Origin of the sequence: Novosphingobium sp. KA1 (genome assembly GCF_017309955.1) — a bacterium.
Lineage (GTDB): Bacteria > Pseudomonadota > Alphaproteobacteria > Sphingomonadales > Sphingomonadaceae > Novosphingobium.
Genome location: NZ_CP021247.1, coordinates 1,450,644 through 1,477,064 on the forward strand (window position 1 = coordinate 1,450,644; position 26,421 = coordinate 1,477,064).

Consider the following 26,421-nt stretch of genomic DNA (forward strand, 5'->3'; position numbering starts at 1 on the left):
CGGGCCGCATATACTGTGGTCCGGGGTGTTTACAGCCTCCGGGCGGCGAGCCAGTTCAGCACGGCGTCCTGCGCGGGGGCCGTGAACTGCAATTGATGGCCGTAAGCGCTGAACGGGATCAGGTGACCATCGAGCGCCGCCCGTTCAAGCGCCTCACCCTGTGCAAAGGGAATCACCCGGTCGTCCCGCGCATGGAGCACGAGGACGGGGGCCTTCACGTCGGGCATGAGGGCGGCGCTTTCGAAGGAATCACGGATAAGCCGGCGCGCCGGAACCCAGGGCAATGCGTCGGCCGCCGCGTCGCGAAGGCTGGTGAAGGGCGAGACGAGCACCAAAGCCCGGGGCGGCGTCTCGCTGGCCAGTCGTGTCGCGATGCCGGTACCCAGCGAGGCCCCCATCAGCACGATTGTTCGCGGTGCGATGCCGCGCTGGGTCAGGAAGGCGAGCGCGGCATGGCCATCGGCGATCAGTCCGGCCTCCGTGGGATTGCCGGGATTGCCGGCATACCCGCGGTAGTCGGCCAGCAGCAGTCCATATCCAGCCTTGCTCAGGCCCTGCGTTGCGACGGCGGCGCCGGGCAGACTGTCGCCATTGCCATGAAAGAACAGAACCGTGGGCTTGCCGGGGGCTCCGGGGCGCCATGCGGCGGTGAGCGTCAGTTCGTCGCGCGTGTGCAGTTCGGCTTTTTCGAATCCGCTGGGGATTTGCGATGGGCCTTTGGGGGCCGGGAAGAGGATTGCCCGCTGCGCCGCGAACAGCGCCAGCACGACCGCGGCGTAGAGTCCGAAAAGGGCCAGCAGGGCCGTCAGCACGGGATGTTTCCGGAATGCGGCTCGGGCAGTGGCCGTGGTCACACCGTCAGCCGGTCGAGCAGGTTGTCGTGGCGACTGTCCTTGAGCAGGAAGGCGGCGACCAGCGACACCGCGCCGATCGCCGAGACGTACCAGTAGAACAGGCTTTCGTGGCCCGCCGACTTGAACGCCAGCGCAACGTTCTCGGCGGTGCCGCCGAACAGCGCATTGCCGACGCCATAGGCAAGGCCGACGCCCAGCGCGCGGACGTGGGTCGGGAACATCTCGGCTTTGAACAACCCGCTGACCGACGTGTAGAAGCTGTTGATGACGAGCCCCGCCAGCACCAGCAGGAAGGCCGGGCCCACCGCCTTGGCGCCTGCCAGCGCGGTGAAGATCGGCACCGTGCAGACGGTCGCCAGCACGGCGAAGATCAGGATGTTGTTGCGCCGCCCGATCCGGTCCGAGAGCAGGCCCATCAGCGGCTGCAGCACCATGAACAGCGCCAGTTCACCCAGCATCAGGCTGGTCGCGACCTCCTTGGAGAGCCCCACCGTCAGCACCAGGTACTTCTGCATGTACGTGGTGAATGTATAGAACGACAGGCTGCCGCCCGCCGTCAGCGCGACCACGATCAGGAACGGGCGGGTTGCCACGCGGAACAGTTCGGCAAGGCTGCCGGATGTCTCGCCGGCGCGGTCTTCGGCGCTGGCGGTCTCGTGCATGTGGTGGCGGAACAGGACGATGGCCAGCGCGCCCACCGCGCCGATCAGGAAGCCGACGCGCCAGCCCCATGCCGCCATCTCGGCTTTGCTCAGCACCTGCAGCAGGAGCACGATCACCACCGTCGCGCAGAGTTGCCCGCCGACCAGGGTGACGTACTGGAACGAGGACCAGAAGCCCCGGCGCCTGCGTCCGGCGATCTCGCTGAGATAGGTCGCGGCGGTACCGTATTGCCCGCCGGTGGAGAACCCCTGCACCATACGGCCGATCAGGAGCAGGATCGGGGCGAGGATGCCCACTTGCGCAAAAGTCGGCAGCACCGCGATCAAGAGCGCGCCTGCGCCCATCATCATGACCGAGAGCACCATCGCGCTCTGCCGGCCGTGGCGATCGGCATAGCGGCCGAAGAACCAGCCGCCGATCGGGCGCAGCAGGAATCCTACCGCAAAAATCGCGCTGGTCGCCATCAGCTGCACCAGCTGGTCGCTCCTGGGAAAGAAGGCGGGCGAGAAATAGAGCGCAGTGAAGGCGTAGATGTAGAAGTCGTACCACTCGATGAGGTTGCCCGCCGATCCCGCCAGGATCGCGCGCAGCCTCGTCGAGTCGCTTATGCCGGTTACCGGCCCAGCTTCCGGCGCCGCCGCCGGAGAGACGACAGCGCCGCTATCCACGTTCAGGCGCGTGCTTCGTTCACGCCGGCACTGTTGTGCCGCAGCGCCGTGAGCACGGTATCGACGATCTGCGGGGCGTTGAGGCCCGCCTCGTCGTACTGCGCCTCGGGCTTGTCGTGGTCCTGGAACACGTCGGGCAGGCGCATGGTGCGGATCTTGAGGCCCGCATCGGTCAGCCCTTCGTCGCTCGCCATGGTCAGCACATGCGCGCCGAGACCGCCGATGGCGCCTTCTTCCACCGTGACGACCACTTCGTGGCTGAGCATCAGCTTGCGGATCAGGTCGGTGTCGAGCGGCTTGGCAAACCGCAGGTCGGCGACGGTCGTGGAAAGACCCTTGGCCTCCAGCGTGTCGGCCGCCTTCAGCGCTTCGCCGAGGCGGGTGCCCAGCGAGAGAAGCGCCACCTTCGAGCCTTCGCGGACGATCCGGCCCTTGCCGATTTCCAGCTGCTGGGCAGTTTCGGGCAAGGCCACGCCTTCGCCATTGCCGCGCGGATAGCGGAAAGCGATCGGGCCGGCATCGTAGAGCGCGGCGGTGTGCGTCATGTGGACCAGTTCCGCCTCGTCGGCAGCGGCCATCACCACCATGTTGGGCAGCGTTGCCAGATAGGTGATGTCGAACGAGCCCGCGTGGGTGGCACCGTCGGCGCCGACCAGACCGGCGCGGTCGATCGCGAAGCGCACCGGCAGGTTCTGGATGGCGACGTCATGCACCACCTGGTCGAAGGCGCGCTGCAGGAAGGTGGAATAGATGGCGCAGAACGGGCGCATGCCTTCGGCGGCCAGCCCGGCGGCGAAAGTAACCGCGTGCTGTTCGGCAATGCCGACATCGAAGATGCGGTCCGGGAACTGCCGGGCGAACGTGTCGAGTCCGGTGCCCGAGGGCATGGCCGCGGTGATCGCGCAGATCGTGGGATCGCGCTCCGCCTCGGCCACCAGCGCCTTGGCGAAGACGCCGGTATAGCTGGGCGGACCGGCGGGCGCCTTGGCCTGCTCGCCGGTGACGACGTTGAATTTCTGTACGCCGTGATACTTGTCGGCCGCTTCCTCGGCCGGGGCATAGCCCTTGCCTTTCTGCGTCACGACATGGACCAGGATCGGGCCCTCGCCTGCGTCACGCACGTTTTCCAGAACCGGAATCAGCGCGTCGAGGTCATGCCCGTCGATCGGGCCGACGTAGTAGAAGCCCAGTTCCTCGAACAGGGTGCCGCCCATGGCCATGCCGCGGGCAAATTCGTCGGTCTTCTTCGCGGCCATGTGCAGCGGGCGCGGCAGGCGGCGGGCGAACTTGCGGGCAAGTTCCCTGAGGCCGAGGAACCGGCCCGAAGAGACGAGACGCGCCAGATAGGCCGACAGCCCGCCGACCGGCGGCGCGATCGACATGTCGTTGTCGTTCAGCACCACGATCAGGCGGTTGCCCGCCTGCTCGGCGTTGTTCATCGCCTCATAGGCCATGCCCGCGCTCATCGCGCCGTCACCGATCACGGCGATGCCGCGACCGGGTGCACCCTTGATCTTGTTGGCGACGGCAAAACCGAGCGCGGCCGAGATCGAGGTGGAGCTATGCGCGGTGCCGAAGGGGTCGTACTCGCTTTCGGAGCGCTTGGTGAAGCCCGAAAGCCCGCCGCCCTGGCGCAGCGTGCGGATGCGGTCGCGCCGTCCGGTGAGGATCTTGTGCGGATAGGCCTGGTGGCCGACGTCCCAGATCAGGCGGTCCACCGGCGTGTCGAACACGTAGTGGATGGCGACGGTCAGTTCGACCACGCCAAGGCCCGAGCCAAGGTGCCCGCCCGTCTGGCCGACGGCGGAGATCATTTCGGTGCGCAGTTCGTCGGCCAACTGGCGAAGTTGCGCGGGCTTCAGCTTGCGCAGGTCGTCAGGCGTATCGACGGTATCGAGAAGCGGTGTTGCCGGGTTGGCTGTCATGGGTGTCGTGTACACGGGAGTGGTTCTGGTGTCGAATTTTCGCTGCGCCTTAGGCGGCGAATGGTCCACGATACAGGAATATGCGCCGCAGGTCCCCATGATTCCGTTGAACGGTGCCCGGCCGATTGCCTTCGTACGCACGGTCGATTGGGCCAACCCCGGCGCATTCCGCGCGGATTCCCTGGAGCTGCCGGTGGAGCTGCCGGTAATCGCGGAACACGACTTTGCAGCGATCTTCCGCTTGGGCGATGGCGCGGCGATGCGGCTGGCCGGCGTGCCGGGGTACCAGCGGCGTCCGCATACGGCGCCCGGCGGGGGCGTAACGGTCTGCGGGTTCCCCGATCCCGATCGCCATATGCTCGGCCTGCCCCCCGTCTTGAGGTCTTTCTCAAGGGTGGCGGGGGAGCGGCAAAGCTGCCATCTAGCCGTTCCCCCCAAGTCTCAGGAGCCTCTCGTTGCCGTCCTCGATCGAGTCATCGACAGTCCTTTCGATCCGCCCCGCGACCCAGGGCGACCTGCCGCGCCTCATGGCGATCATGGATGCCGCCATCGGCACCTTGCAGCAGGGGTTTCTCGATCCCGCGCAGATCGAATCGAGCCGCGCGGTCATGGGCCTAGACCGCCAGCTGGTGGATGACGGCACCTACTTTGCCGCCGAACTCGATGGCGAGATCGTCGGCTGCGGCGGCTGGAGCCGGCGTGCGACGCTTTATGGGGGCGACCACAGTGCGGGCCTGCGCGAGCCGCGTCTGCTCGATCCGGCCAGCGAGGCCGCGCGGGTGCGGGCGATGTACACCCATCCCGCTTTTGCCCGCCGCGGCATCGGCCGGGCGCTGCTGGCGCACTGCGAGGCGCAGGCGCGCAAGGAAGGGTTTGCCAGCTGTGAACTGATGGGCACGCGCTCGGGTGAGCCGCTTTACGAAGTCGCCGGCTACCAGGTGATCGAAAGAATCGAGGACGATCGTGGCGGCGCGCCGGTGCCGTTGGCCCGAATGCGCAAGGCGCTTTGATTTAGGCACTGTGCGGGGTTGGGGCTTTGCTTCCGCCCCGGCGCCGTCAGCTGCAGGCGGCGCAGGTCCCGCGCAGTTCGACGACCGGGCGCACATCGGCAAAACCGGCCTGCCTCGCGGCGGCGACCAGCGCTCCGGTCAGGGCGTCGTCGTCGATATGGACGGCCTGGCCGCAGACATCGCAGATCAGGAAGATGCAGTCGTGCTGGCAGCCGGGATGGCTGTTGGCGAGGTAGGCATTGGCGCTTTCGACCCGGCGGGCGAGGTTGGTGCGCACGAAGAGGTCGAGGATGCGGTAGACGCTGTTGGGCGCCACCCGCTTGCCGCGCAGCGCCGAGACACTTTCGGCCAGATCGTAGGCCGAGGCCGGGCGTTCGCGCTGGGCGAGCGCGCCAAACACGTCGGCGCGCATTTCCGTCCACTGCTCGCCGGCGGCGAGCAGGACGGAGCGAGCCTCTTCGATCAGGCCCTCGCCCGAGTGTTCGTGATGTTTGTGCGCACTTGCCATGCGGCCCATATGGGGGCTCGCCGGCCGCGACGCAATCGCAAGAACATCCCTGCGGATGCTCCCGGCATGATCAGTGCTGGAGCGATGCCGCCTGGGCCGGGGGCACCAGGCTTTCGGTGAGCGCGTGGTTGCCGATTCCCATGGCGCCGAACACCAGCAGCGCGCCGCCGGCGAAGCCGAGAGCGAAGAAGCGGTAGAAGTCGGCCTTGAAAAGTCCCATGATCGGTTCAGCTATCCAGTGGTTCACGAAAATTGCGTGACGCCCCTTGGCCCGATTCGCCTTTCCGTCGAGTGAATATCGACGACCTGTGAGGCGTTGTGCGACGAACGGTTCGGATGCCGCGCTGAATCGCGGGAACTGCCCCATTTCCGTCATTGTCGTTCGGCAATGGAACCCGTTTCGGACGAATTTCAGCGCAGAAATGCGCCGATCGCACCCCATCCCAGCGAAGCGATGACCAGTATCGTGATGGGGAGAACCGCGCAGCCGAACGGCAGCGCCAGCGCCAGCATGATTTGCGGCGTGCGTCGAACCTTGCCCAGCCGCACCAGCACGGCCGATGCGGCCATGCCGATGAGGAAGGCGAGGGCAACCAGCGGTCCGAGCCAGTCTACCCCCATGCGCGCCTTCCTCCCGGTCCTATCAGTGCTTGAAGTGGCGCATGCCGGTGAAGACCATCGCCAGACCGGCCTCGTCGGCAGCGGCGATGACTTCCTCGTCACGGATCGAGCCGCCCGGCTGGATCACGGCCGTCGCGCCCGCCTCGGCGGCGGCCAGCAGGCCGTCGGCGAAGGGGAAGAATGCGTCCGAGGCGACGGCCGAGCCGACCGTGCGCGCCTGCGTCCAGCCGAACTTCTCGGCGGCTTCGGCGGCCTTCATCGCGGCGATACGCGAGGAATCGCGGCGGTTCATCTGACCCGCGCCGATGCCGGCGGTGACACCGTCCTTGGCATAGACGATCGCGTTCGACTTGACGTGGCGGGCCACGGTCCAGGCGAACAGGCAGTCCTTGAGTTCCTGCTCGGTCGGCGCGCGCTTGGTCACGACCTTGAGGTCATCAAGGCCGATGGCACCGGCATCGCGGCCCTGCACCAGCAGACCGCCGGTGATCGGCTTCACGGTCAGGCCGGGCCGGCGCGGATCGGGGAGGCCTCCGGTCAGCAGCAGGCGCAGGTTCTTCTTCTTGGCGAAGAACGCGCGGGCTTCCTCGTCGGCATCGGGGGCGACGACGACTTCGGTGAAGATCTGGCAGATCGCCTCGGCGGTCGGACCGTCGAGCGTGGTGTTCACCGCAACGATGCCGCCGAAGGCCGAAACGTCGTCACAGGCCAGCGCGCCCTGCCAGGCTTCGAGCAGGCTGGAGCCTTGCGCCACGCCGCAGGGGTTGGCGTGCTTGACGATGACCACGGCCGGGTCCTGACCCTTGAACTCGGCAGCGAGTTCGAAGGCGGCGTCGGCGTCGTTGTAGTTGTTGTAGGACAGTTCTTTGCCCTGCACCTGCTCGCCCTGGGCCAGACCCTTGGTGAACGGGCCGACCGGCGTGTAGAGCGCGGCCTTCTGGTGCGGGTTCTCGCCATAGCGCAGCGTGGTGGCGAGGCGGCCGTTGACGCTGAGCATCTCGGGGAACTCGAGGCCCTGATCGGCAAAGGCGAACCACTGCGAGATCATCGAATCGTAAGCGGCGGTCTGCGCGTAGGCGCGCGCGGCGAGCAGCTTGCGGAACGACAGGGTGGTGCCGCCCTCGGTCGTTTCCAGCTCGGCCAGCAGGCCGGCATAGTTCTTGGGATCGGTGACGATGGCGACGAAAGCATGGTTCTTCGCGGCCGAACGCACCATCGACGGGCCGCCGATGTCGATGTTCTCGATGATCTCGTCCCGGTCGGCGCCTTTGGCGACGGTCGCTTCGAAGGGATAGAGATTGACGACGACGAGGTCGATCGCGCCGATCTCGTGATCGGCCATGGCCTTGGCGTGCTCCGGGTTGTCGCGCACCGCCAGCAGGCCGCCGTGGACCTTGGGGTGCAGCGTCTTGACGCGGCCGTCCATCATTTCGGGGAAATGGGTGAGGTCCGAAATGTCCTTCACCTCGAGGCCGGCGTCGCGCAGCGCCTTGGCGGTGCCGCCGGTGGAAACCAGCTCCACCCCGCGCGCGGCAAGCGCCTTGCCGAGATCGGCGAGGCCGGTCTTGTCGGAAACCGAAAGCAATGCGCGGCGGATCGGAACGATATCGGTCATCGGTGAAGCCTCTTGCGAATAGGGCGGGCAAAGATTTGCGCGCCCTCTAGGTCCACAGGGGCGATGCCGCAAGGTGGGTAAGCCACAACGGGTGGCGTATCCCGGCCGAAACTATCGCATTTTCTTGAGAAGCCAACCGAAGTTTCCGCCGCCGCGCGAGACCATGCCCTGAATCACCAGTTGCTGCGTGGCCTGCGGGCGCCCCATGCCGTCGACCCAGAGCGAATCCTCGATGGCAACGTCGCCCGCCGTGCTGCGGAACTGCCAGTAGCTGCCGTCGGGCAGGGTCAGTGCCGCGCCCTGGCCGTCGGCGGTGGGCGCCACCTCGACCTCGGGTCCCAGGTGGAAGCGGATCGAGAAGCCGACCTTGCCGCGCTTGCCCTTGCGTCCCGCCGGAAGCAGCACGTCTTCGCCGCGCAGTTCGCTGCCATCGTCGCGCAGGATCAGGATGCGGCGGTGGGTGAGGCCGTGGCGGGCGGCATAACCGTTGTGGCTGGCTTCGAGGCGCGTGGCATTGCCGCCGTTCTCCTGCACCAGCGACTTGCGGTCGACATCGACCTCGCTGACGCCCGAGCCGATCGCGCCGTTGATGAGGATCGCGGTGGAATTGGCATCGTCGAGTGTCAGCGTGGAATGCGCTGCGGTGGCGCGCAGGGCCTGCTCCAGCCGCACGGGAACAAGCCCGCCGCCGCTGGCGGCGCCGCCGCAGTTGACGATCAGCCGGTGCTTGCCCTGCGACAGTTCGAAAGCCAGCGTCGAGGCGCAGCCGTAGCGGGCATGGCCGGGCAGCGGCGGCGGCGCCGTGTCGAACTGGAGGATCGCCTTATGCGCGGAGACGCGCTGGTAACCCCACTGGCGCACGTCGCGCAGCGGGCGGGTGCGCACGCCGCTGGCCTGAACCAGTCCTTCCACGTCCTCCGCGCTGACCGCCCAGCCGCCCTGCCATGATCCCAGCGAACCGTCGCCGTGGGTCAGCGCCAGGAGCGGCGGGACCAGCATCTCGACCACGCGCTCGACCGTCGGTGGTGGGTCCTTGCGGGTCGCGTGATAGCAGTTGCGCAGGCGCACCAGCAGGGCGATCGCCTCCATCTGCGCGAGCGGGCTGCGCGAAAGCACGCCGCCATCGTCGCCCATCAGATCGCCCAGCGCCTTGATCAGCCCCGCCTCGCCGTAGAGACGGCGCGGACGGCCGTCCGGCAGCAGCAGGCCGGCGGCGATGATCGCGCACCAGCCGGCGACGGCGGCAAGCCCGTCCTCGGCATTGTGGACGCGCCGGTCGAGCCAGCGCGCGGTGGCGGCGATGTGGGCGAGGGTGCGGTTGCGCAAGGCCTTGTCGCCGGAAAGGATCAGCGGCGCGTGCACCATCCAGTTCATCAGCCGCATGCCGGTATTGCCCACTGCCCATGCCGGCCCCTTGCCCGGTTTGGCCGGCGGGGCGGGATTGGCCTGGAGCCATGCGGTGAGGATGCGCTCGGCCACGGCCGTGCACTGTTCCCGCGGGGCGCAGGCCTCGAGGTCGGAGAGCCAGGCAAAGCTGTGCACCACGCGTTCGAGCGGCGGGGTGACCCGCGCAGCGCCCGCATAATCGACCTGGGCGATCGGTGTCCTGGCACCGTGGATCAGGAAGTGACCGGCTCGCAGCGCCGTCCCTGCCGCGCCGTTGCCGGGCACGGTGTTGTTGACGGTGGCCAGCAGGCGGGTGCGCGGCTTGCGGCCGATCGGCGAGGTCAGCATCGTCGCGGGAACGCCAAGGCGGTAGGCGAAGCGGATGAAGCGGTCGGCGGCGCCCGCGGCGGGCGTCGAAAAATCGGCGAGCGCCAGCTGGCGCCCTGTCTCGTAGCGGGGCTGCGCCTCGGCCGCGTCGAACGGGCTCGCGGGACGAACGGCGGCGGTGGCCGAGGCCGGGGCGTCGTCAGCCGGCGAGACGGTCGATGTCATACCCCTGTCCACTGCACTTTCCTCCCCTCCCGCCGATCCCGGGCTCCCCGACAACGCGCCTGAGACCAGCCGGTTGCTCCCCTCCGCGCCCGGACGTCCGGTTTTGCCGCGCGGATGGGAGCGTGTGGCCAATGGTCAGTCCAGTCCCTTGAGCGTCCGGATATTGGCGGCATATTGGCCGGGGCCGCCGCGGAAGGTGGCGGAACCCGCGACCAGCACGTCGGCACCGGCGGCCACGCAGAGCGGCGCGGTCCTGGCATCGACGCCGCCGTCGACTTCGAGGCGGATGTCGCGGCCCGACTTGTCGATCATCTTGCGCACGGCCTCGATCTTGCGAAGCTGGCTGGAAATGAAGCTCTGGCCGCCGAAGCCGGGGTTGACGCTCATGATCAGGACGAGGTCGATATCGTCGATCAGGTAGTCCAGCATCTTGGCGGGCGTGGCCGGGTTGAGCGAGACACCGGCCTTCTTGCCGAGGTTCTTGATCGTCTGCACGGTGCGATGGATGTGCGGACCGGCTTCGGGATGGACGGTGATGTAGTCCGCGCCGGCATCGGCGAAGGCTTCGAGATAGCTGTCGACCGGCGAGATCATCAGGTGGACGTCGAAGACCTTGGCCGAGTGCGGGCGCAGCGCCTTCACGACGGCGGGGCCGATGGTGATGTTGGGCACGAAGTGGCCGTCCATCACGTCGACATGGATCCAGTCGGCACCGGCCTCGTCGATCGCGCGGACTTCCTCGCCCAGGCGGGCAAAGTCGGCGGAGAGGATCGAAGGCGAAATCAGCGGCACGGTCATGGAAACGGGAACTCCTCGGCAACAATGAATAAGACACCACATCTAGTGGCGACAAGAAGGCGGCGGGCCGTTTTCCACACGCGATATGGAGCGGCCCCATAGATCGGGAAGGCCGCGCGGGAAAGGCGAGATTGCGCTTTACCGGGCAATCTCGAGGGGAATCGCGGCGGCCGGGCTTGCGGCTTCACCGATTGTGAATTGGCAATTCAGAGTGCATTCACGGCCTTGGCGCCAATTCGCGGCGTGAAATGGCGCAAGGTCCGGGCGGTCGCATGGCGACCGGAACCGGCGCAGGCGCATCGTGATGTGTGATGAGGCCAGTTATGAACGTGAAGTCTTCGCTGCCCGCGCGCCGCTGGGTGCGCCGTCTCCCGGTTGCCGCTGCGGTACTGGGCGTGCTGGGCCTGGCGGTCTCGGCCGGGGCAGCCGTGCGCGGTCACGAGGAGATTCGCAACGACATGAGCAAGTGCCGGGCCGGTGCCGGGCCGGCCATGCTCGTCACGGTTGACGGCATCAAGGCCTCGCAGGGGACGGTTCGTGTTCAGAGCTACCGCGCGACTTCGGCCGAGTGGCTGCAGTCGGGCAAGTGGATCTCGCGGATCGAGGTGCCCGCGCGCGCCGGGACGATGACGTTCTGCCTGCCGCTGCCGTCCGGCGGCACTTACGGCGTTGCCGTGCGTCATGACGTCAACGGCAATGGCAAGACCGATATCAGCACCGATGGCGGGGCGATGTCGAACAACCCCTCGATCAGCATCTTCAACCTTGGCAAGCCGAGCTACACCAAGGTCGGCGTGGCGGTGGGCGACGAGGTGAAATCGATCCGGGTGCAGATGCGCTACATGTAACGGATGGATTGCCGCGGGTTCGCCTTTACCTGCGGCCAAGGATGGCGCGGGCGTCGACAAGATCGGAAGGCTTGTCGACGTCGACCGCAGCCAGACCGTCGCGCGCGGCGACGAGGCGGGCCTTGACGCCGATCTTCGAACCGAGCCGGGCAAGGGCGGCGGCCAGTGTCAGGCGGCCCAGCGCATAACCAAGCAGGATGCCGATCCCCAGCCTGGCGGCAATCCGCCAGGGACGCTTGCGGTCGGCCTCGACCAGCTTCCAGGTTTCGATTGCCTTGGCGGCCTGCGCCGTTTTCAGCAGGAACAGGTTGCAGCCCGACCACTGGCCATCGGCAAAGCGCAAGTAAGTGCGCTTCGAGCCGGGCATGGCCGCCTCGATGCGGCCGCGTTCGGCCAGCAGCACGGCGACGTCGGCATCTTCGGGGGTGTCTTGCAGGAAGTCGCGGACCCATTCGCCGCGCAGCAGAGCGTGGTCCGAGGTGGTGACCAGCATCGGTGCCCCAAGCGCGGCAAAGCCGGCGGCGACACTCGCGCTTGGCCCCGCCGCGGCAGGCAGGACTTCGCAGCCCAGGGTTTCGGCCAGCGCGATGACAGCCGGGTCGTTGGCGACCACGGCGATGCGCTCGGCCCCGGCATCGCGCAAGGCGGCGACGACATGGGCAAGCATGGGTTTCCCGGCAATCCCGACCAGCGCCTTGTGGCTCAGACCCTCGGCGGCAGCGACCGGGTCGGGAGCGCCGGGACGCGATCCGGCGAGAATCAGCGCGGCCGGGAGGACGGGGGCGGGAGAGATCATGCGGACTTGCGCTCCATGGCTCGTTTTGTCCGCCAGACATGCCAGAGCACGCCGGGGGCGGCGAGGACCGGATGGCGTTCGCGCCAGGGCGTGACCGTCACCGGCACGCCGGTATGGCGCTCGATCTTCCACGCGGCATAGCGCGCGGCCCCGTCGAACGTGGTCGAGGCCTTGAGCAGGCGCATGACATTGTAGGGTTTGCCCATGCGGCGGCGATGTGCCCACCAACGCAGCAGCGCCTCGCGCCGGGGGCGGGGCAGGTCGGGCCGGATCGTGCCGTCGCTCTGGCGTTCGAAGCGGATGTCCTCGGCGGTGAGGGCGAGCGGCAGCAGACCGTCGAAATGGACCTGATTGACCGAGAGGATCGAATCCTCGCGGCCGGACTTCTCGACCCGGAATTCGGCGGCATAAGTCGCCCGGAACAGGGCGCGCCAGTAATCTTCGGCCGTGCCTTTCTCGGGACCGAGCGCGACGGCAAGGCGGGCGGCGGTGCGGGCCGCGCCTGCTACCGCGTCTGCCACGGTTTCGGCGGCGGCGGGGCCGCGCTGCCAGGCCAGCGCGCTGGGCTGAACGAAGCGAGCCCAGATCGTGGTGTCGACCAGTTCGCCGGCAGCGGCGGCGCGGAACGTTTCCAGCGCCATCGTCGCCACTTTGGCGCGCAGGGTCACACCTTCGCGGTCCCACTCATGATAGCTGACGCGGGGCCAGATCTTCTCGACCTGCGGGCCATCGACAAGCACGTAGAAGTCCAGCACGCCTTCGAGCGAGCCGGTGCGCAGGTTCGAGCCGTAGAACAGTACGGCGGCAGTGCCCGGCGCCGCTTCGGCGAGCTTTCGGGCAAAGGCGCGGACCTCGGGCACGACCTGCCGTTCCAGCGCGCCGCGCACGCGTCCTTCGAGATCTTCGCTCATGGCTTCACGCTCTCGGGCAGGATGGCTCTGAAATCAACGGGGGGCGAAAAACAAACCGGCCCGAAAGCGCGGGCCGGTTGCGGGTGAAACATCTTTCGCGTGGAGTTCAGGGCACCACGAAGGTGATCTGCGGCCCTTCCTCAAGCACGTAGTCGCCCGAGGGGAAAGCCTCGCCGTCGAGGATGAACGGGCCGCCGATGTCGAGATCGACCGCGCTGGTGGCGAAGCGGTGGGTGCCGCGCTTCTCGAGGAAACGCCCGGCCAGGCCGAACATCATGATCAGCGGCAGCAGTGCCACCACCCAGCGCACCGGCCAGTCGATCACCGCCATCTTCATGCCGGGGGCGACGTGGCGGCCGAACGGCCGCGCGCCGAGCGGGAACTGCTCGAACGTGGTGGCCACGGTCATGAACCGCTCATGCGGATCGCCCGGGCCGTCGTAAGGCAGGTCGCTGCCGGTGTGGTGGTCGATCAGGCGGGTCGGGGTGCACGAACGCCAGGGATTGCCGGTGCGGCCGAACAGGGTCTGGATGATGCCCCAGAGCACTGTCAGGCCGACCGCGAAGCTGTTGAAGGCACCGCGGCGGTGCGCTTCCTGCCCGGCCTCGGTGGCGAGCGCAAAGGCGCCGGTGCCCAGGATGAAGCCCTGCACGCAGCCGTTGCTGCCATCGCGCGAGGAAATGCGCAGCGGCCGGCGGGACAGCGTATGGCCCTTGTGGGCGGCGGCCAGGGCTTCGGCCAGCGACCAGTGATTGGGCAGGCCGAGGTCGATCGCCAGCGCATTGGTCTTGCCCTTGGGCAGGACGATGAACGTGGGCCACTGGTCACCGAAGATCTCGGCGCCGCACGTCAGCACGTCGCGCACGGTGCCATCGCCGCCGTCGACCACGAGGTAGTCGATGCCGCGCTGGGCAAAACCTTCCAGCACGCTGTAGAGGGCGCTGCGCGTGCGCGGCGTCTCGGTCAGGATGTTGGAGCAATCCGCCATCTCGGGCGCATGGCCCTTGTTGCGGTGGCTGCGGGGATTGCGGATGATGCCGACGAGCGGGACCGACCGCCCGCGACGAGCCTGTCGTCCGGGGCGTGCGATCCTGCGCGGGCCTTGCTCACCGACCTGCGGCAGCGTCTCGAATTCGTAGATGGTTCCGTACACGGGGCCCTATGTAGTGCTGCCTGCCCCGGAAATCACCAAGAAACATTCCATGACACATTCAAGTTACAGTTCCATGGCGGTTTTATGAGGGGTTGAAATTGAAGCAACTCGTTGCGCATTTCCTGCAAGCCTCTGGCGGGTCACGAAAGCCGGGGCGGAAACGCGGGGCACTTTAGAATCTGTTTGAAAATGCCCGAAAGGGCATTTTGAGAGTGGGCTGGCGCCGCGAAATTCGCTTTCCGCGAATTTCCAAACGGGCTCTTAGCGCATTCCCAAATCGCCGCTTAAAGACTAACGCCAGAGACATGGTTTCCACGTCTTCTTCCTCCCAAATCGCGCCGGTCGTTGTCACGGTCGGCGATAACCCCGTGAAACTATGGGGACTTACCATGACCGAACGGGTCGGGCGGATCGCCCGCGCGAACGGTTTTGTCACCGCGGATGCGGCTGCCGGCAGTCTCGGCAATGGCCCTGCCGTTCTGTCGAACGCGGCCTTCGCCTGGGACCCGGCATGGTTCCGCCACATTTCTGCCAAACCCGGCATGGTGCTGACGCTGGGCGGCGTTCCCGCGCTCGCCCATGCCGCCGATGGCGAGCAGGCCGCGCGAATCGTGCAGGCGATGCGCACCGGTTCGGAGCTCATCGATTCGGCCGGACTCGATGTCGTCGCGTTCGAAAGCGGTCCGACGATCGAGAACAAGCAACTGCGCAAGCGCGAGACGCCGTTCCTGATGGCGCTGACGCGCGAGACCGTGCGCCCGATCGAGCGGGCCAGCTACTTCGGCGCCTACAAGGGCGTGACCGACGTGCTGACCAAGTACCTCTGGCCGGAATGGGCGCTGGTGCTGACGCGGATTTGCGCGAAGCTGCACATCACGCCGAACATGGTGACGTCGGTGGGTGCCGTGTTCTGCGTCGTCGCCACGGTGCTGTTTGCCTATGGCCACTACTGGCTGGGCATGGCGCTCGGTCTCGTGTTCATGGTGCTCGATACTGTCGACGGCAAGCTGGCGCGCTGCACGATCACGTCCTCGGCCTGGGGCAACGTGTTCGACCACGGCATGGACCTCGTCCATCCTCCGTTCTGGTGGTGGTTCTGGGCGACCGGCCTGGCGACCTGGGGGCTGGCCTATGACACGGCCACCTTCTGGTGGGTCCAGGGGGCGATTCAGGGCGGTTATGTTGTCCAGCGCCTGATCGAGGGCGTGTTCATGCGCCAGAACGGGACGATGCACATCCACGTCTGGCAGCGCTTCGACAGCCAGTTCCGGCTGATCACCGCGCGGCGCAATCCCAACATGGTGATCCTGTTCGTGGCGATGGTTTTCGCGCGCCCCGACCTTGGCCTTGTCGCGGTGGCCTGGTGGACGGCGATTTCCTGCCTGATCCACGCGGTACGGCTGGTGCAGGCATGGATTGTGCGGGCGCGCGGCGGCAGGATCACCTCCTGGCTTGCGGACGCCTGAGCGGCCCGACACGGAGACGGCAATCATGAACGCGACGATCGAGAAGTTCGGCTATCCGGCCAGCCTGGTGGCTGAGTTCGAGCATTGGCTGGTGCTGGCCCGCCCGGCCCAGCCGACGCTGGGTTCGCTGGTGCTGGCGGCCAGGTCCGAGGCGACCGCGTTTGGCAATCTGCCGGTCGAGGCGCATGCCGAGCTCAAGCGGGTGAGCGCCGCGATCGAGGCGGCGCTGGCCGGCGCTGTCGATTATGCCCGGCTCAATTACCTGATGCTGATGATGGTGGACCCCCACGTCCACTTCCACGTGATTCCTCGCTACGAGGGCGCGCGCGAGTGGCAGGGGCGTGAGTTCGTCGATTGCGGCTGGCCCAAGGTACCTGACCTTGGCCACGCGGTGGCCCTCGAGGGCGACGATCTGGCCGCACTGGCCGCATGGCTCGGGCAGGCCTTCGCGGCCGCCTGAGCCGGATGGACCGGAGCGGACCGGCGCGCGCTGGTGGCGCGCCGGTCCGGCTTCCTCAGTACATGTGCTGCCCGCCGTTGATCGACAGCGTCGATCCGGTGACGAAGGCGGCGTTCTCGGAGCAGAGGAAGGCGCAGCCGCGGGCGATCTCGTAAGCGGTGCCGAGGCGGCCGACCGGGATCTTGGCGACGATCTTCTCCAGCACCGGTGCCGGCACCGCGGCGACCATGTCGGTATCGATGTAGCCGGGCGCGATGGCGTTCACGGTGACGCCGTACTTGGCGCCTTCCTGGGCCAGAGCCTTGGTGAAGCCGTGGATGCCGGACTTGGCCGCGGCATAGTTGACCTGGCCGTACTGGCCGGCCTGGCCGTTGATCGAGCCGATGTTGACGATGCGGCCCCAGCCGCGCTCGCGCATGCCGGGGAACGTGGCCTTGGCCATGTTGAAGCAGCCGCCCAGGTTGATCCGCATGACGTCGTTCCAGTCGTCGAACGTCATGCGGTGCAGCACGCCGTCGCGGGTGATGCCGGCGTTGTTGATGACGATATCGACCGGGCCGTGCGTTTCCGTCACTTCGGCTACGCCCGCGAGAACGGCTTCGTGATCGCCTACGTCCCACTTGTAGGCGGGGATGCCAGTGCGTTCGGTGAAGGCCTTGGCCTTCTCTTCATTGCCGGCGTAATTTGCAACTACGGTATGTCCACGTTCCTTGAGGGCGAGGGAAATTGCCTCGCCGATACCCCTGGTTCCGCCGGTAACGATCGCAACACGCGCCATATCAAGCCTTTCGCTTAGTGCATCCACCAAGGGCAGGCTATGAAATGCACATGACGAGGGCAAGTCGGAGCCTGTCGCCCCGGTGCGCAATTTGCGCCGAAATGATTGATACAAGCGCAATCGCGATTGCATGGCGCTCAATCGGAGGGCGCCAACAGGCGCTCGGGAAGCCGGCTCTTGCGGGCGCCCGAGCGCGACGGGGTCAGAACTTGAACTGGGTGCCCACGTAGATCGCCTGGGAATCCTGCTTGCCATCGGTCAGCGGGACAAGGCGCTCGCGGTCCTGCGAGTAGCGCAGGCCGGCGGTGACATCGATGTTCTTGGTGAGGCGATAGGCGCCGCCGAGGTCGACTTCGCCTGCCTCGCTCGTGAAGGTGTGCGGGGCGCGCCCGGCGGCCCGCTTCTCGTCGATCGAGATGCGGGTGCTGAAGCGCGAATCGTTCCTGTCGGCGGGGCCGGCCGCAAGGCTGAACTTGCGCAGTTCGGGCGCGTCGGCGATGCCGTGGCCGACCGGCTGCTGCTGTGCGGTGTCCGCCGAGAAATTCTGGTAACCGCGCGAGACGCCGAGGTTGAAGGCGGCGGGCGCGATCCTGAGGCGGCCGACGTCATTGTCCGCCTGCGCCACCTGCAGGCGGTTGTGCACGACGATGATCGACTTGGCCGCCTCGGAATCGACACGCACGGCCACGGTGACTGCACGGTCCGGCCGATTGGGCGTGCCGGCCGGGGTGAACGGGAACGGCTGTTCCTTGCCCAGTGAGCGCATCGCGATCACCCGCGAGAGGTTTTCCGACGAGGTGTCGGGGTCGAGCGAATCGACCGCCGGGTTGCGCCCGCCGATACCCTTGAACGAGGTGGAAAAGGCCAGGACCGCGCTGGGCAGCGCCAGCACGCCCACGCAACCAGCCAGCATGATGCCGGCTTTCATGCTGCCTTTCGACGAGCGTGCGCGCTGCATTTCCATCGTGGTACCCTCGATGCCCTTCCGTGACCGTGCCGAGAGAACGTGCATCTCCTCCTGCTTCGGGGAGGGGCTGGAAACTCGATCGGCAGTCGTGGTCATCATCACTGCCTTACCTTAACACAGGATGATGGACCAAGGGAGAGGGGGCGTGCGCCGGGGCCGGCAAGTGGGCAGGTCCGCGTTCATGAAGCGTTTAGCCGGCGTGCAGTTTAGCGTGCCGAGCCGATGCGGCCGCACTTGCCGCCCCGGCAACGGCGGCTATAGAGGCGATGGATGGCAAATCGCCGGAACGTCCGGCCGCTCTACGCCAAGACAGGAACTGGGAACCGACAATGACAGGCAGCACCGACAAGGGCCTCTTCACCGCTCGATCGCTGGCGACCGCGGGCTTCTGCGCCGTGGCGGCGCTTGCGCTGGTCGGTTGCGGTGGCGGCCGGAAGCAGAAGCAGGCGAAGTCTGCCGCGTCCGCGCCCTCGATGGTGACCACCATCGGTGTCAATTCCTACCTGTGGCGCGCCAGCCTCGATTCGCTCTCGTTCATGCCGCTGCTCCAGTCGGACAGCGCCGGCGGCGTGATCGTCACCGACTGGTACACCAATCCCAAGGAACCGAACGAGCGCGTCAAGGTCACCGTCATGATCCTCGACAAGGACCTGCGCGCCGATGCCCTGCGGGTGACCGCGCAGCGCGAAGTCGCGTCGAACGGCGCCTGGGCGCCGGCACCGGTCCAGGCGGCGACCGTGCAGAAGCTCGAGGACATCATCCTCACCCGCGCCCGTGACCTGCGCCGCGATTCCATCGGCGGATAACAGTTTTGGCGCGGCGCCGGCCCGCGCCCCCACCCGACCTCCCATCTAGGATACACTGAGTGGGAGGTCTGGTGGGGGCGTGGGCCGGTGCCGCAAAACCCGGAACCAATAAGGTTCCGCAGGAGACTTGATAGAAATGACCGAGCGGTTCGACCCGGCTCAGGCGGACACGCGCTGGCAGGCTGCGTGGGACGAAGCCCAGTGCTTCAAGGCTGACGATACCTCGTCGAAGCCCCGCAGCTTCGTGCTTGAGATGTTCCCCTATCCCTCGGGGCGCATCCACATCGGCCACGTGCGCAACTACACGATGGGCGACGTGCTGGCGCGCTACAAGCGCATGACCGGCCACGAAGTGCTCCATCCGATGGGTTGGGACGCCTTCGGCATGCCCGCCGAGAACGCGGCCATGGAAAAGGGCGTGCACCCGGGCGGCTGGACGCGCGAGAACATCGCGAACATGAAGGCGCAGCTCAAGCGCCTCGGCTTCGCGCTGGACTGGAGCCGCGAGATCGCCACCTGCGAGCCGGAATACTACGGCCACGAGCAGGCGCTGTTCATCGATCTTTATGAAAACGGCCTGGTCTACCGCAAGGAATCGGCGGTCAACTGGGATCCGGTCGACCAGACCGTGCTCGCCAACGAGCAGGTGATCGACGGGCGCGGCTGGCGCTCGGGCGCGCTGGTGGAGAAGCGCAAGCTCTCCCAGTGGTTCCTCAAGATCACCGACTTTGCCGACGAGCTGCTGGAAGGCCTCTCCACCCTCGACAAGTGGCCCGAGAAGGTCCGCACGATGCAGGAAAACTGGATCGGCAAGTCGCAAGGCCTGCAGTTCACGTTCGATCTGACCGCAGAAATCGGCGGCATCGGTTCGGTGGAAGTCTACTCGACCCGTCCGGACACGATCTTCGGCGCCAGCTTCGTGGCCGTCGCTGCCGATCACCCGATCGCGCAGGCGGCTGCCGTCGGCCGCCCCGAGGTCGAGGACTTCATCGCGCTGTGCAAGCAGGGCGGCACCACTGCGGCCGAACTTGAAACGGCGGAGAAGCTGGGCTTCGATACCGGCGTCAAGGCCAGGCATCCGTTCACCGGCGCCGACCTGCCGGTCTTTATCGCCAACTTCGTGCTGATGGACTACGGCACCGGCGCGGTCATGGCGGTTCCGGGCCACGACCAGCGCGACTTCGAGTTCGCCACCAAGTACGGCCTGCCGATCCTGCGCGTCGTCGCGGCGAGCGAGGCCGATGCCGACAAGCCCTTCGAAGGCGAATCCGAGGCCGGTGACGGCGTCTGCGTCCATTCCGACTTCCTCAACGGCATGGCCGTGAAGGACGCCAAGGCCGCGGTCATCGCGCGCGCCGAGGCGGAAGGCTGGGGCGAGGGCAAGACCGTGTGGCGCCTGCGCGACTGGGGCGTCTCGCGCCAGCGCTACTGGGGCACGCCGATCCCGTTCATCCACTGCGAGGTTTGCGGCGTGGTGCCGGTGCCCAAGAAGCACCTGCCGGTCACCCTGCCCGAGGACGTCGATTTTTCGACCCCCGGCAATCCGCTGGTGCGCCACCCGACCTGGAAGCATGTCGATTGTCCGCAGTGTGGCCACGCCGCCCGCCGCGAGACCGACACGCTCGACACCTTTGTCGATTCCTCGTGGTACTTCCTGCGCTTCGCCAGCCAGCCCGAGGATCGTCCGTTCGATCCGGCGAAGATCGCCGAATGGCTGCCGGTGGAGCAGTACATCGGCGGCATCGAGCATGCGATCCTGCACTTGCTCTATGCCCGCTTCTGGACGCGCGCGCTGGCCCGCATCGGCAAGGTCGAGGTGAAGGAGCCCTTCGCCAGCCTGTTCACGCAGGGCATGGTTACGCACGAGACGTATTCGCGCGTCAACGCGGCCAATGGCCAGCCCATCTACTTCGCCCCGAGCGAGATCGACCGCACCTCCGATGGCGCGACGCTGAAGGCTGACGGTGCCGCTGTCGAAGTCGGCCGCGTCATCAAGATGTCGAAGTCGAAGAAGAACGTCGTCGACCCCGACGAGATCGTCGCGACTTACGGCGCCGACGCGATCCGCTGGTTCATGCTGTCCGACAGCCCGCCGGAGCGCGATCTGCCCTGGTCTGAAGCCGGCATCGAGGGCTGCGGCCGCTTCGTCCAGCGCCTGTGGCGTCTGTTTGCCCAGTACGACGCTGCGGCCGAGGGCGAGGACAAGGCAATCGACCGCAAGGTCCACCAGACGGTGGCCGCTGTTGCCTCGGACATCGAATCGCTGGGCTTCAACAAGGCCGTGGCGCGCATCTACGAACTGACCGGCGCGGTCGAGAAGGCTGCCCCTTCGGCCAGCCGCTCGAACGCGATCCGCACGGTTCTGCTGCTCGTCTCGCCGATGATGCCGCACCTCGCCGAAGAAGCCTTCGCGACTTTCGGGGAAGGTCTCGTGGCGCAGGCGGCATGGCCCGAAGTCGATCCGGCACTGCTGGTCGAGGACGAGGTGACCGTGGCCGTTCAGGTGAAGGGCAAGCTGCGCGATACCCTGATCGTGGCCAAGGGCACGTCGAAGGAAGAGCTTGAAGCGCTTGCCCTTGCCAGCGAGAAAGTGCAGCGTGCACTCGATGGTGCCGAGGTGAGGAAAGTGATCGTCGTACCCGACCGTCTGGTGAATCTCGTCGCGTGAAGCGTCTGAGCGTCCTTTTCGGAGCCCTGCTGCTCTCCGGCTGCGGCCTCACCCCGATGTATGCGGGGGGAGGCAACGGTGCTGTCGCGCGCGGCCTTGCCGATGTGCAGGTCGCCGCGATCGAGGGGCGGGCCGGCTGGCTGGTGCGCAATGCGCTGGTCGACAAGCTCGGCTCCGACAAGGGCGTCACCCCGAGGTACCGGCTCGATGTCCGCCTCGACGACAAGCTGGAAGGCTTCGCGCTGCTTTCGGACGATACGATCGGACGCGAACGCCGGACCCTGCGCGCGCGTTATCAGTTGGTGGATACCTCCACCGGCGAGATCGTGCTCGATGCGACGGCGGCTTCGGATGCGGGCATCGACGTCGTCTCGTCGGACTATGCGACGATCGCGGCGGAACAGACCGCGCTCGAAAATCTCTCCAAGGACGTCGCCACGCGCATCGTTACCGGGGTCGCGTTGCGGCTGCGGGGCGATACGCGGCAATGACGCGCTGCTGATGGCGGCTCTTTCGTGAAGGCCACGCGCAAGGACTTTGCGGGCATGGCGGCGCGCGCCGCGCAGCAGGCCCGGGTCTTCTTCTTCTGTGGCCCCGACGAAGCCGGGGCAAGCGATGCGGCGGAAAGGATCGTCTCGCTGCTTGCCGATCCCGGCGAGCGTGTCGAGATGGCGGGCGCGGAACTGCGCAAGGATCCGGTCCGGCTGGGAGATGAGGCGCGCTCGAATTCGCTGTTCGGCGGCACTGCCCGGCATATCTGGGTCCGCGCGCAAGGCGACGAGGCGCACGATGCCGTGCAGATCCTTATCGAGAACCCGGTCGAATCCTATCCGGTGGTGATTGTCGCCACCGGCGCCACCGACAAGTCCCGCACCGCCAAGTTGCTGGCCGCGCGTAATGACGGGCTGGCGGTGATGTTCCACGCCCCCGATCTCGGCACGGTCACCGGCGCGGTGCGCACGCTGGCCAACGGGGCCGGACTCAAGATGGGGGGCGAACTGGCCGAACGGATCGCGCGGGCCTCGGGCCTCGACACCCGGCTGGCGCGCTCGGAAGTCAACAAGCTTGCTCTCTACCTCGATGCCAGCGCCGAAACGCCTCGGCCGGTCACTTCGGCCGATCTCGACGCCATCGGCGCTTCCACCGAGGACGACGACTTCGCGCCGCTGGTCGACGCCGTGCTGGGGGGCAAACGCAGCGCGATCGGGCCCGAACTGAAGCGCTTGCATGACATGAGCATCAATCCGGTCGGCCTGCTGCTGGCATTCGAGCGCCGGGCCGCGCAGCTTGCCGGCCTCAACGCCCGTCTCGGCCGGGGGGGCGATGTCGGCGCCCTGCTCGAAGCAGAATCTGCCGCGCGGCGCGTGTTCTGGAAAGACAAGCCGGTGTTGACGGTGCAATTGCGCATATGGCGCGGCCCCCGGCTCGAACGTCTGGTAGCCCGACTTGTTGCATTGCATCAAACACTTCTTGCCAATAGTCAGGATGCAGAACTTCTTCTTGCGCGCGGATTGCTCGAAATCGCCAGAATCGCGTGTCTCGATGTTGAACATCGGACAAATAGAACGTCTTAGCCCTAAGGTCTTTTCCCATTGCCTGTCCTGGCACTAAGGTAATATACGTATTGCGCTGCAACAGGGCATGGTTCGCAGCGGCTGAGGCAGAACTTTGGCAAAGCGGACAGCGTAGGTTCGGCAATGGGGAGTGTTGAACGGGTGAACGCGCCTTTTTCAGTGACGCAACAAGCAGGGCAGCGGTCTGAAGCCGATGACCTCCTGGTTGCCCCCTCGCTCGAGCGGCGACGCCTGCAATGCTATCTGGCGCTGATCGTCGGTGACATGGCGGCGGTGCTGGTCGGATTCGGGCTGGCCGGCCTGCTCTACGATACCGCCGACGGCGCCTCGCGTTCGCTGGTGTACGCCCAGGTGCTGCTGCCGATCTTCCTGACCCTGGCGCTGTACAACGGTTCCTATTCGACCCTCTCGTTGCGCGAAGGCTGGCGCGGGGTGCTGCGGGCACAAGTGGCGATGCTTGTTGCGCTGGCGGTGGTCGTCTTTGTGCAGTTCCTGATGAAATCGTCGAGCGAGGCCTCACGCGGCGCCTTCAGCGGCGGAGCGATCCTGGCGCTGGTCCTGATGGCCTGGTCCCGGCTGCAACTGCGCAGTTTCGTCACCTGGCGCTGCGGATCGAACGTCATCAACGAACTGATCATCGATGACGGCGGCCCGCAATTGCGTCTGCCCGGCGCGATCCGGATTTCGGCGGCAGCCATGGGCTTGCGTGCCGACCTTACCGATCCCCATGCGCTCGACCGGCTCGGGCTGGCGCTGCGCAACATCGACAGGGTCATCATCAGCTGCCCGGCGGATCGCCGGATGGAATGGGCGATGATCCTCAAGGGCGCCAATGTCGACGGTGAAGTGCTCGATGATGAAGTGGCCCGCCTCGGTGCCCAGGGCGCGCGCGTCACTGCCAACCACGGGTTGCTGCTGGTATCGGCAGGGCCGCTGGGCCTGCGTGAGCGGGCGATCAAGCGCCTGTTCGACGTCACTTTCGCAGGCATCGCAGTTCTGGCGCTCTCGCCACTGATGATCGCGGTGGCCCTGGCGGTGAAGCTGCAGGACGGCGGGCCGGTGTTCTTCACCCAGCGCCGCATGGGTCGCGGCAACCGCTTCTTCAACATGTACAAGTTCCGCTCGATGACGCAGGCGCTGTGCGATCGGGATGGCAATCAGTCGGCCTCGAAGGACGACCAGCGGATCACTGCTGTCGGCCGTTTCATCCGCCGGACCAGCATCGACGAACTGCCGCAGCTGCTCAATGTCCTGTTGGGCGATATGAGCGTGGTCGGCCCGCGCCCCCACGCAACCGGTTCGCTGGCCGGCAACAAGCTGTTCTGGGAAGTCGACCTTCGTTACTGGCAGCGCCATTCGCTGAAGCCCGGGCTTTCGGGCCTGGCCCAGGTGCGCGGGTATCGCGGCGCCACCGATCGGGAATCCGACCTGGTCAACCGTCTCCAGTCGGATCTCGAGTATCTCGAGGGCTGGACCATCCTGCGGGATATCCAGATCGTGTTCCTCACGCTGCGCGTGCTTGTGCACGATCGCGCATTTTGACGGCGGGTACAGTGCGCCCATTGCCGGGGCGCACTGGTTCCAGCCTGTTTGAGAGATCGTATCGACCGGCCTTGCGCCACAGGTTGTTCACGCTGTCGTAGCGCACCACCATCTTTGCCGGATTGCCGCCGGCTTCGATCGCGGCAATCGTGGTGCTTCCCGACTTGAAGGTGACCGCATAGCTGCCGCTCGTGTCGAAGCGGGATAGCGAGAACTCGGCGTTGTGCCAGAGGCCGAAGGTGGGCAGCACGATGTCGAGCGCGCCGGTCAGGGCAGCGGTCGTGAAGTAGTCCTGTTCGCCGCGCGTGCCGCTGAGCGCGATGCTGCCCGACACTTGCGTGAGCTGGTTGCTGCGCTTGCTGCGCCGGATGCCCTGGAGCGCTATGTTGTTGGCGTTCTGCTGGAAGGCGTAATAACCGCTCGAGGTGGTGAAGTCGAAGTCGCCCACGCTGCCGTTGCCATTGCCATCGTTGTAGTAGATGTAGCCGGTGTTGGCCGCCTGGTTGTCGATGATCACGGTCGATCGTCCCGCCACCGCGCCGCCGATGCTGTCGGATATGGCGCGATTGTTGACGCCGTTGCCGCCCCCGGCCATTGCGCCTTGCCGGACGATGCGGGTGCCGAAAGTCATGATGCCGCCCACCGCGACCGTGGAATTGAAGCCGTGTCCCTGCGTGTCGATCGTTTCGCAGCCATCATGGTGCCAGGCCCCGCCGCTGGGTACCGAAACGTGGAAGCCCTTGTCGCCGCTTGTCTTGACCCGGACGTTGCGGCTGGTGAGCACGGATGGCTGCGTGTTGGACGAGACGAAGCCGGACGCGGCGCAATTCTCGATGTGGATGTTGAGGAAGTCGGCGTCGCCGCAATTGGCGATCTCGATCCCGTATCGATTGCCGCTGTAGGTGCCGGACACGAGCCGCTGTCCGGCATCCTTGATGATGCCGTTCGAGATCTTCACATTGCCCGGCTGACGCAGGCCGTTCGCGGTGTCCTGGTAGACGATTACGCCGGTCCCGCGCGTCGATTCCACCGTGAAACCATCGATGATCACGCGCTCCGGGCCAACCACGCTGATGCCGCGGGTATCGCTGTTCTTCACAATGATGTTGCGCGCGACGATGTCGTAGGACTGCGCCAGCGACGTGTAGGAAAGAAACGCCAGGCCGTCGTCACCGGTGTTTTCCGAAAGGAAATTGGTCAGCGCGATCTTGCTCGAATTGAAGAAGTCCAGCCCGTCCGCCAGCGTGTTGCGGATGCGGATGTTTGTTCCCTGGAAGCCGGAGCAAAGGCGGAACAACGCTCCTGCACCGGCCGAGCGCACGATCTCGAGATCGTCGATCACGACGTCGCTGGCCTCGTCGATGCAGAGCATCGGTGCGTTGAGTTCGCGGCTGAGCGGTGCATCGCGGGTGGTGAGCCGCAGTCCGGACAGCTTGGGCGATCCGCCATAGAAGTGAAGGCCGCGCTGGCTCTTGTCGGTGAACGTGAACGTCACGCCCGGCGAGCAGATCAGCCTGCCGCGAAAGTAGTTGATCTGGCGGACGGTGCTGTTGTCGATGAGGTAGTTGCCGGGCGGGACGATGATGGTGTCCGAGCGGTTCGACAGCGAGAGCAGGGCGGTATGGTCGGATGTGGTGCCGTCCCCCCGGGCGCCGAACGCCTTGAGCGTCAGGGCTCCCTTGAAGTCGGCGAGGCAGGCGGTGACCGTGCGGCCATCCTCGGTGCCGATCAGTGCGGCACCCTGACCGGCTTGAGTCGAGGCAAGGTCACGGCGCTGCGCCGCAGCCATGCCGCGGGCAAGGAAATCTTGGGACATGCGTGTCTCCGGATCTGGAAGATGGGGAGGGAGGCG

24 protein-coding genes are annotated in these 26,421 nt (G+C 66.6%); 9 read left to right on the top strand and 15 right to left on the bottom strand.

Annotated features, from left to right (window positions below):
* Positions 1–29: 29 nt before the first annotated feature.
* From CA833_RS07300 to dxs, 3 genes are read right to left on the bottom strand one after another with little or no spacing between them, the layout of a single operon-like run.
* Complete coding sequence (locus tag CA833_RS07300) at positions 30–812, bottom strand: alpha/beta hydrolase (protein ID WP_207079658.1); 783 nt, start codon at positions 810–812, stop codon at positions 30–32.
* Positions 813–850: 38 nt separating this feature from the next.
* The gene (locus CA833_RS07305; protein ID WP_305082436.1) at positions 851–2,185 is read right to left on the bottom strand and encodes an MFS transporter; all 1,335 of its coding nucleotides are present in this window, start codon (positions 2,183–2,185) and stop codon (positions 851–853) included.
* A gap of 2 nt (positions 2,186–2,187) precedes the next feature.
* Positions 2,188–4,110, bottom strand: coding sequence for a 1-deoxy-D-xylulose-5-phosphate synthase (gene dxs, locus CA833_RS07310; protein ID WP_207079659.1), 1,923 nt, complete (start codon positions 4,108–4,110; stop codon positions 2,188–2,190).
* 527 nt (positions 4,111–4,637) lie between these two features.
* Here dxs and CA833_RS07315 point away from each other — a divergent pair.
* Entirely contained in the window at positions 4,638–5,120 is a 483-nt protein-coding gene (locus CA833_RS07315) for a GNAT family N-acetyltransferase (RefSeq protein ID WP_207079993.1), read from the top strand.
* Between the two features lie 46 nt (positions 5,121–5,166).
* Here CA833_RS07315 and CA833_RS07320 read toward each other — a convergent pair whose 3' ends face one another.
* From CA833_RS07320 to rpe, 6 genes are all read right to left on the bottom strand, one after another.
* Entirely contained in the window at positions 5,167–5,628 is a 462-nt protein-coding gene (locus tag CA833_RS07320) for a Fur family transcriptional regulator (RefSeq protein WP_142636350.1), read from the bottom strand.
* A 70-nt stretch (positions 5,629–5,698) separates the two neighbouring features.
* A complete protein-coding gene (locus CA833_RS07325; protein ID WP_185928633.1) occupies positions 5,699–5,848 on the bottom strand; it encodes a hypothetical protein in 150 nt (49 codons plus the stop codon).
* A gap of 191 nt (positions 5,849–6,039) precedes the next feature.
* Positions 6,040–6,249 (bottom strand): hypothetical protein, encoded by a 210-nt coding sequence (locus tag CA833_RS07330; protein WP_142636348.1) that lies wholly within the window; start codon positions 6,247–6,249, stop codon positions 6,040–6,042.
* A gap of 22 nt (positions 6,250–6,271) precedes the next feature.
* Entirely contained in the window at positions 6,272–7,864 is a 1,593-nt protein-coding gene (gene purH, locus CA833_RS07335) for a bifunctional phosphoribosylaminoimidazolecarboxamide formyltransferase/IMP cyclohydrolase (RefSeq protein WP_207079660.1), read from the bottom strand.
* Between the two features lie 111 nt (positions 7,865–7,975).
* Positions 7,976–9,802 carry a heparinase II/III family protein gene (locus tag CA833_RS07340; RefSeq protein ID WP_207079661.1) on the bottom strand — a complete coding sequence of 609 codons (1,827 nt, stop codon included), beginning with the start codon at positions 9,800–9,802 and terminating at the stop codon, positions 7,976–7,978.
* Positions 9,803–9,937: 135 nt separating this feature from the next.
* Positions 9,938–10,600, bottom strand: coding sequence for a ribulose-phosphate 3-epimerase (rpe, locus tag CA833_RS07345; protein WP_142636345.1), 663 nt, complete (start codon positions 10,598–10,600; stop codon positions 9,938–9,940).
* A 323-nt stretch (positions 10,601–10,923) separates the two neighbouring features.
* Here rpe and CA833_RS07350 point away from each other — a divergent pair, with 323 nt between their 5' ends.
* On the top strand, positions 10,924–11,448 hold the full coding sequence (locus CA833_RS07350) for a DUF2141 domain-containing protein (RefSeq protein WP_142636343.1): 525 nt from the start codon (positions 10,924–10,926) through the stop codon (positions 11,446–11,448).
* Positions 11,449–11,473: 25 nt separating this feature from the next.
* On the opposite strand, the gene CA833_RS07355 is transcribed toward CA833_RS07350, so the two are convergent.
* From CA833_RS07355 to CA833_RS07365, 3 genes are all read right to left on the bottom strand, one after another.
* Positions 11,474–12,244: a nucleotidyltransferase family protein gene (locus CA833_RS07355; protein ID WP_142636341.1), complete on the bottom strand. Its 771-nt coding sequence runs from the start codon at positions 12,242–12,244 to the stop codon at positions 11,474–11,476.
* Entirely contained in the window at positions 12,241–13,155 is a 915-nt protein-coding gene (locus CA833_RS07360; RefSeq protein WP_207079662.1) for a hypothetical protein, read from the bottom strand. The genes CA833_RS07355 and CA833_RS07360 overlap by 4 nt, the downstream gene beginning before the upstream one ends.
* A 106-nt stretch (positions 13,156–13,261) precedes the next feature.
* Entirely contained in the window at positions 13,262–14,308 is a 1,047-nt protein-coding gene (locus CA833_RS07365) for a diacylglycerol kinase family protein (protein ID WP_142636337.1), read from the bottom strand.
* Between the two features lie 305 nt (positions 14,309–14,613).
* Between CA833_RS07365 and CA833_RS07370 the strand changes: the two genes are divergently transcribed.
* Both CA833_RS07370 and CA833_RS07375 read left to right on the top strand, forming a co-directional pair.
* The gene (locus CA833_RS07370; protein WP_207079663.1) at positions 14,614–15,774 is read left to right on the top strand and encodes a CDP-alcohol phosphatidyltransferase family protein; all 1,161 of its coding nucleotides are present in this window, start codon (positions 14,614–14,616) and stop codon (positions 15,772–15,774) included.
* Between the two features lie 25 nt (positions 15,775–15,799).
* Positions 15,800–16,234, top strand: a complete 435-nt coding sequence (locus CA833_RS07375; protein WP_207079664.1) for an HIT family protein — start codon at positions 15,800–15,802, stop codon at positions 16,232–16,234.
* A 55-nt stretch (positions 16,235–16,289) separates the two neighbouring features.
* On the opposite strand, the gene phbB is transcribed toward CA833_RS07375, so the two are convergent.
* Positions 16,290–17,012 carry an acetoacetyl-CoA reductase gene (gene phbB / locus CA833_RS07380; RefSeq protein ID WP_142636332.1) on the bottom strand — a complete coding sequence of 241 codons (723 nt, stop codon included), beginning with the start codon at positions 17,010–17,012 and terminating at the stop codon, positions 16,290–16,292.
* A 202-nt stretch (positions 17,013–17,214) separates the two neighbouring features.
* Complete coding sequence (locus CA833_RS07385; protein ID WP_142638003.1) at positions 17,215–17,940, bottom strand: hypothetical protein; 726 nt, start codon at positions 17,938–17,940, stop codon at positions 17,215–17,217.
* Positions 17,941–18,308: 368 nt separating this feature from the next.
* On the opposite strand from CA833_RS07385, the gene CA833_RS07390 reads away from it, so the two are divergent.
* The 5 genes from CA833_RS07390 (at position 18,309) to CA833_RS07410 (ending at position 24,569) form a co-directional block, all read left to right on the top strand.
* Positions 18,309–18,785 carry a DUF3576 domain-containing protein gene (locus tag CA833_RS07390; protein ID WP_142636330.1) on the top strand — a complete coding sequence of 159 codons (477 nt, stop codon included), beginning with the start codon at positions 18,309–18,311 and terminating at the stop codon, positions 18,783–18,785.
* A gap of 136 nt (positions 18,786–18,921) precedes the next feature.
* Complete coding sequence (leuS, locus tag CA833_RS07395; protein ID WP_207079665.1) at positions 18,922–21,453, top strand: leucine--tRNA ligase; 2,532 nt, start codon at positions 18,922–18,924, stop codon at positions 21,451–21,453.
* Positions 21,450–21,944 (top strand): LPS assembly lipoprotein LptE, encoded by a 495-nt coding sequence (gene lptE, locus CA833_RS07400; protein ID WP_142636326.1) that lies wholly within the window; start codon positions 21,450–21,452, stop codon positions 21,942–21,944. Before leuS ends, lptE begins: the two co-directional genes overlap by 4 nt.
* A 24-nt stretch (positions 21,945–21,968) precedes the next feature.
* Entirely contained in the window at positions 21,969–23,027 is a 1,059-nt protein-coding gene (holA, locus tag CA833_RS07405; RefSeq protein ID WP_207079666.1) for a DNA polymerase III subunit delta, read from the top strand.
* A gap of 141 nt (positions 23,028–23,168) precedes the next feature.
* The gene (locus CA833_RS07410; protein WP_142636322.1) at positions 23,169–24,569 is read left to right on the top strand and encodes a sugar transferase; all 1,401 of its coding nucleotides are present in this window, start codon (positions 23,169–23,171) and stop codon (positions 24,567–24,569) included.
* On the opposite strand, the gene CA833_RS07415 is transcribed toward CA833_RS07410, so the two are convergent.
* Positions 24,532–26,385: a right-handed parallel beta-helix repeat-containing protein gene (locus tag CA833_RS07415; protein ID WP_207079667.1), complete on the bottom strand. Its 1,854-nt coding sequence runs from the start codon at positions 26,383–26,385 to the stop codon at positions 24,532–24,534. The genes CA833_RS07410 and CA833_RS07415 overlap by 38 nt on opposite strands.
* Between the last annotated feature and the right edge of the window lie 36 nt (positions 26,386–26,421).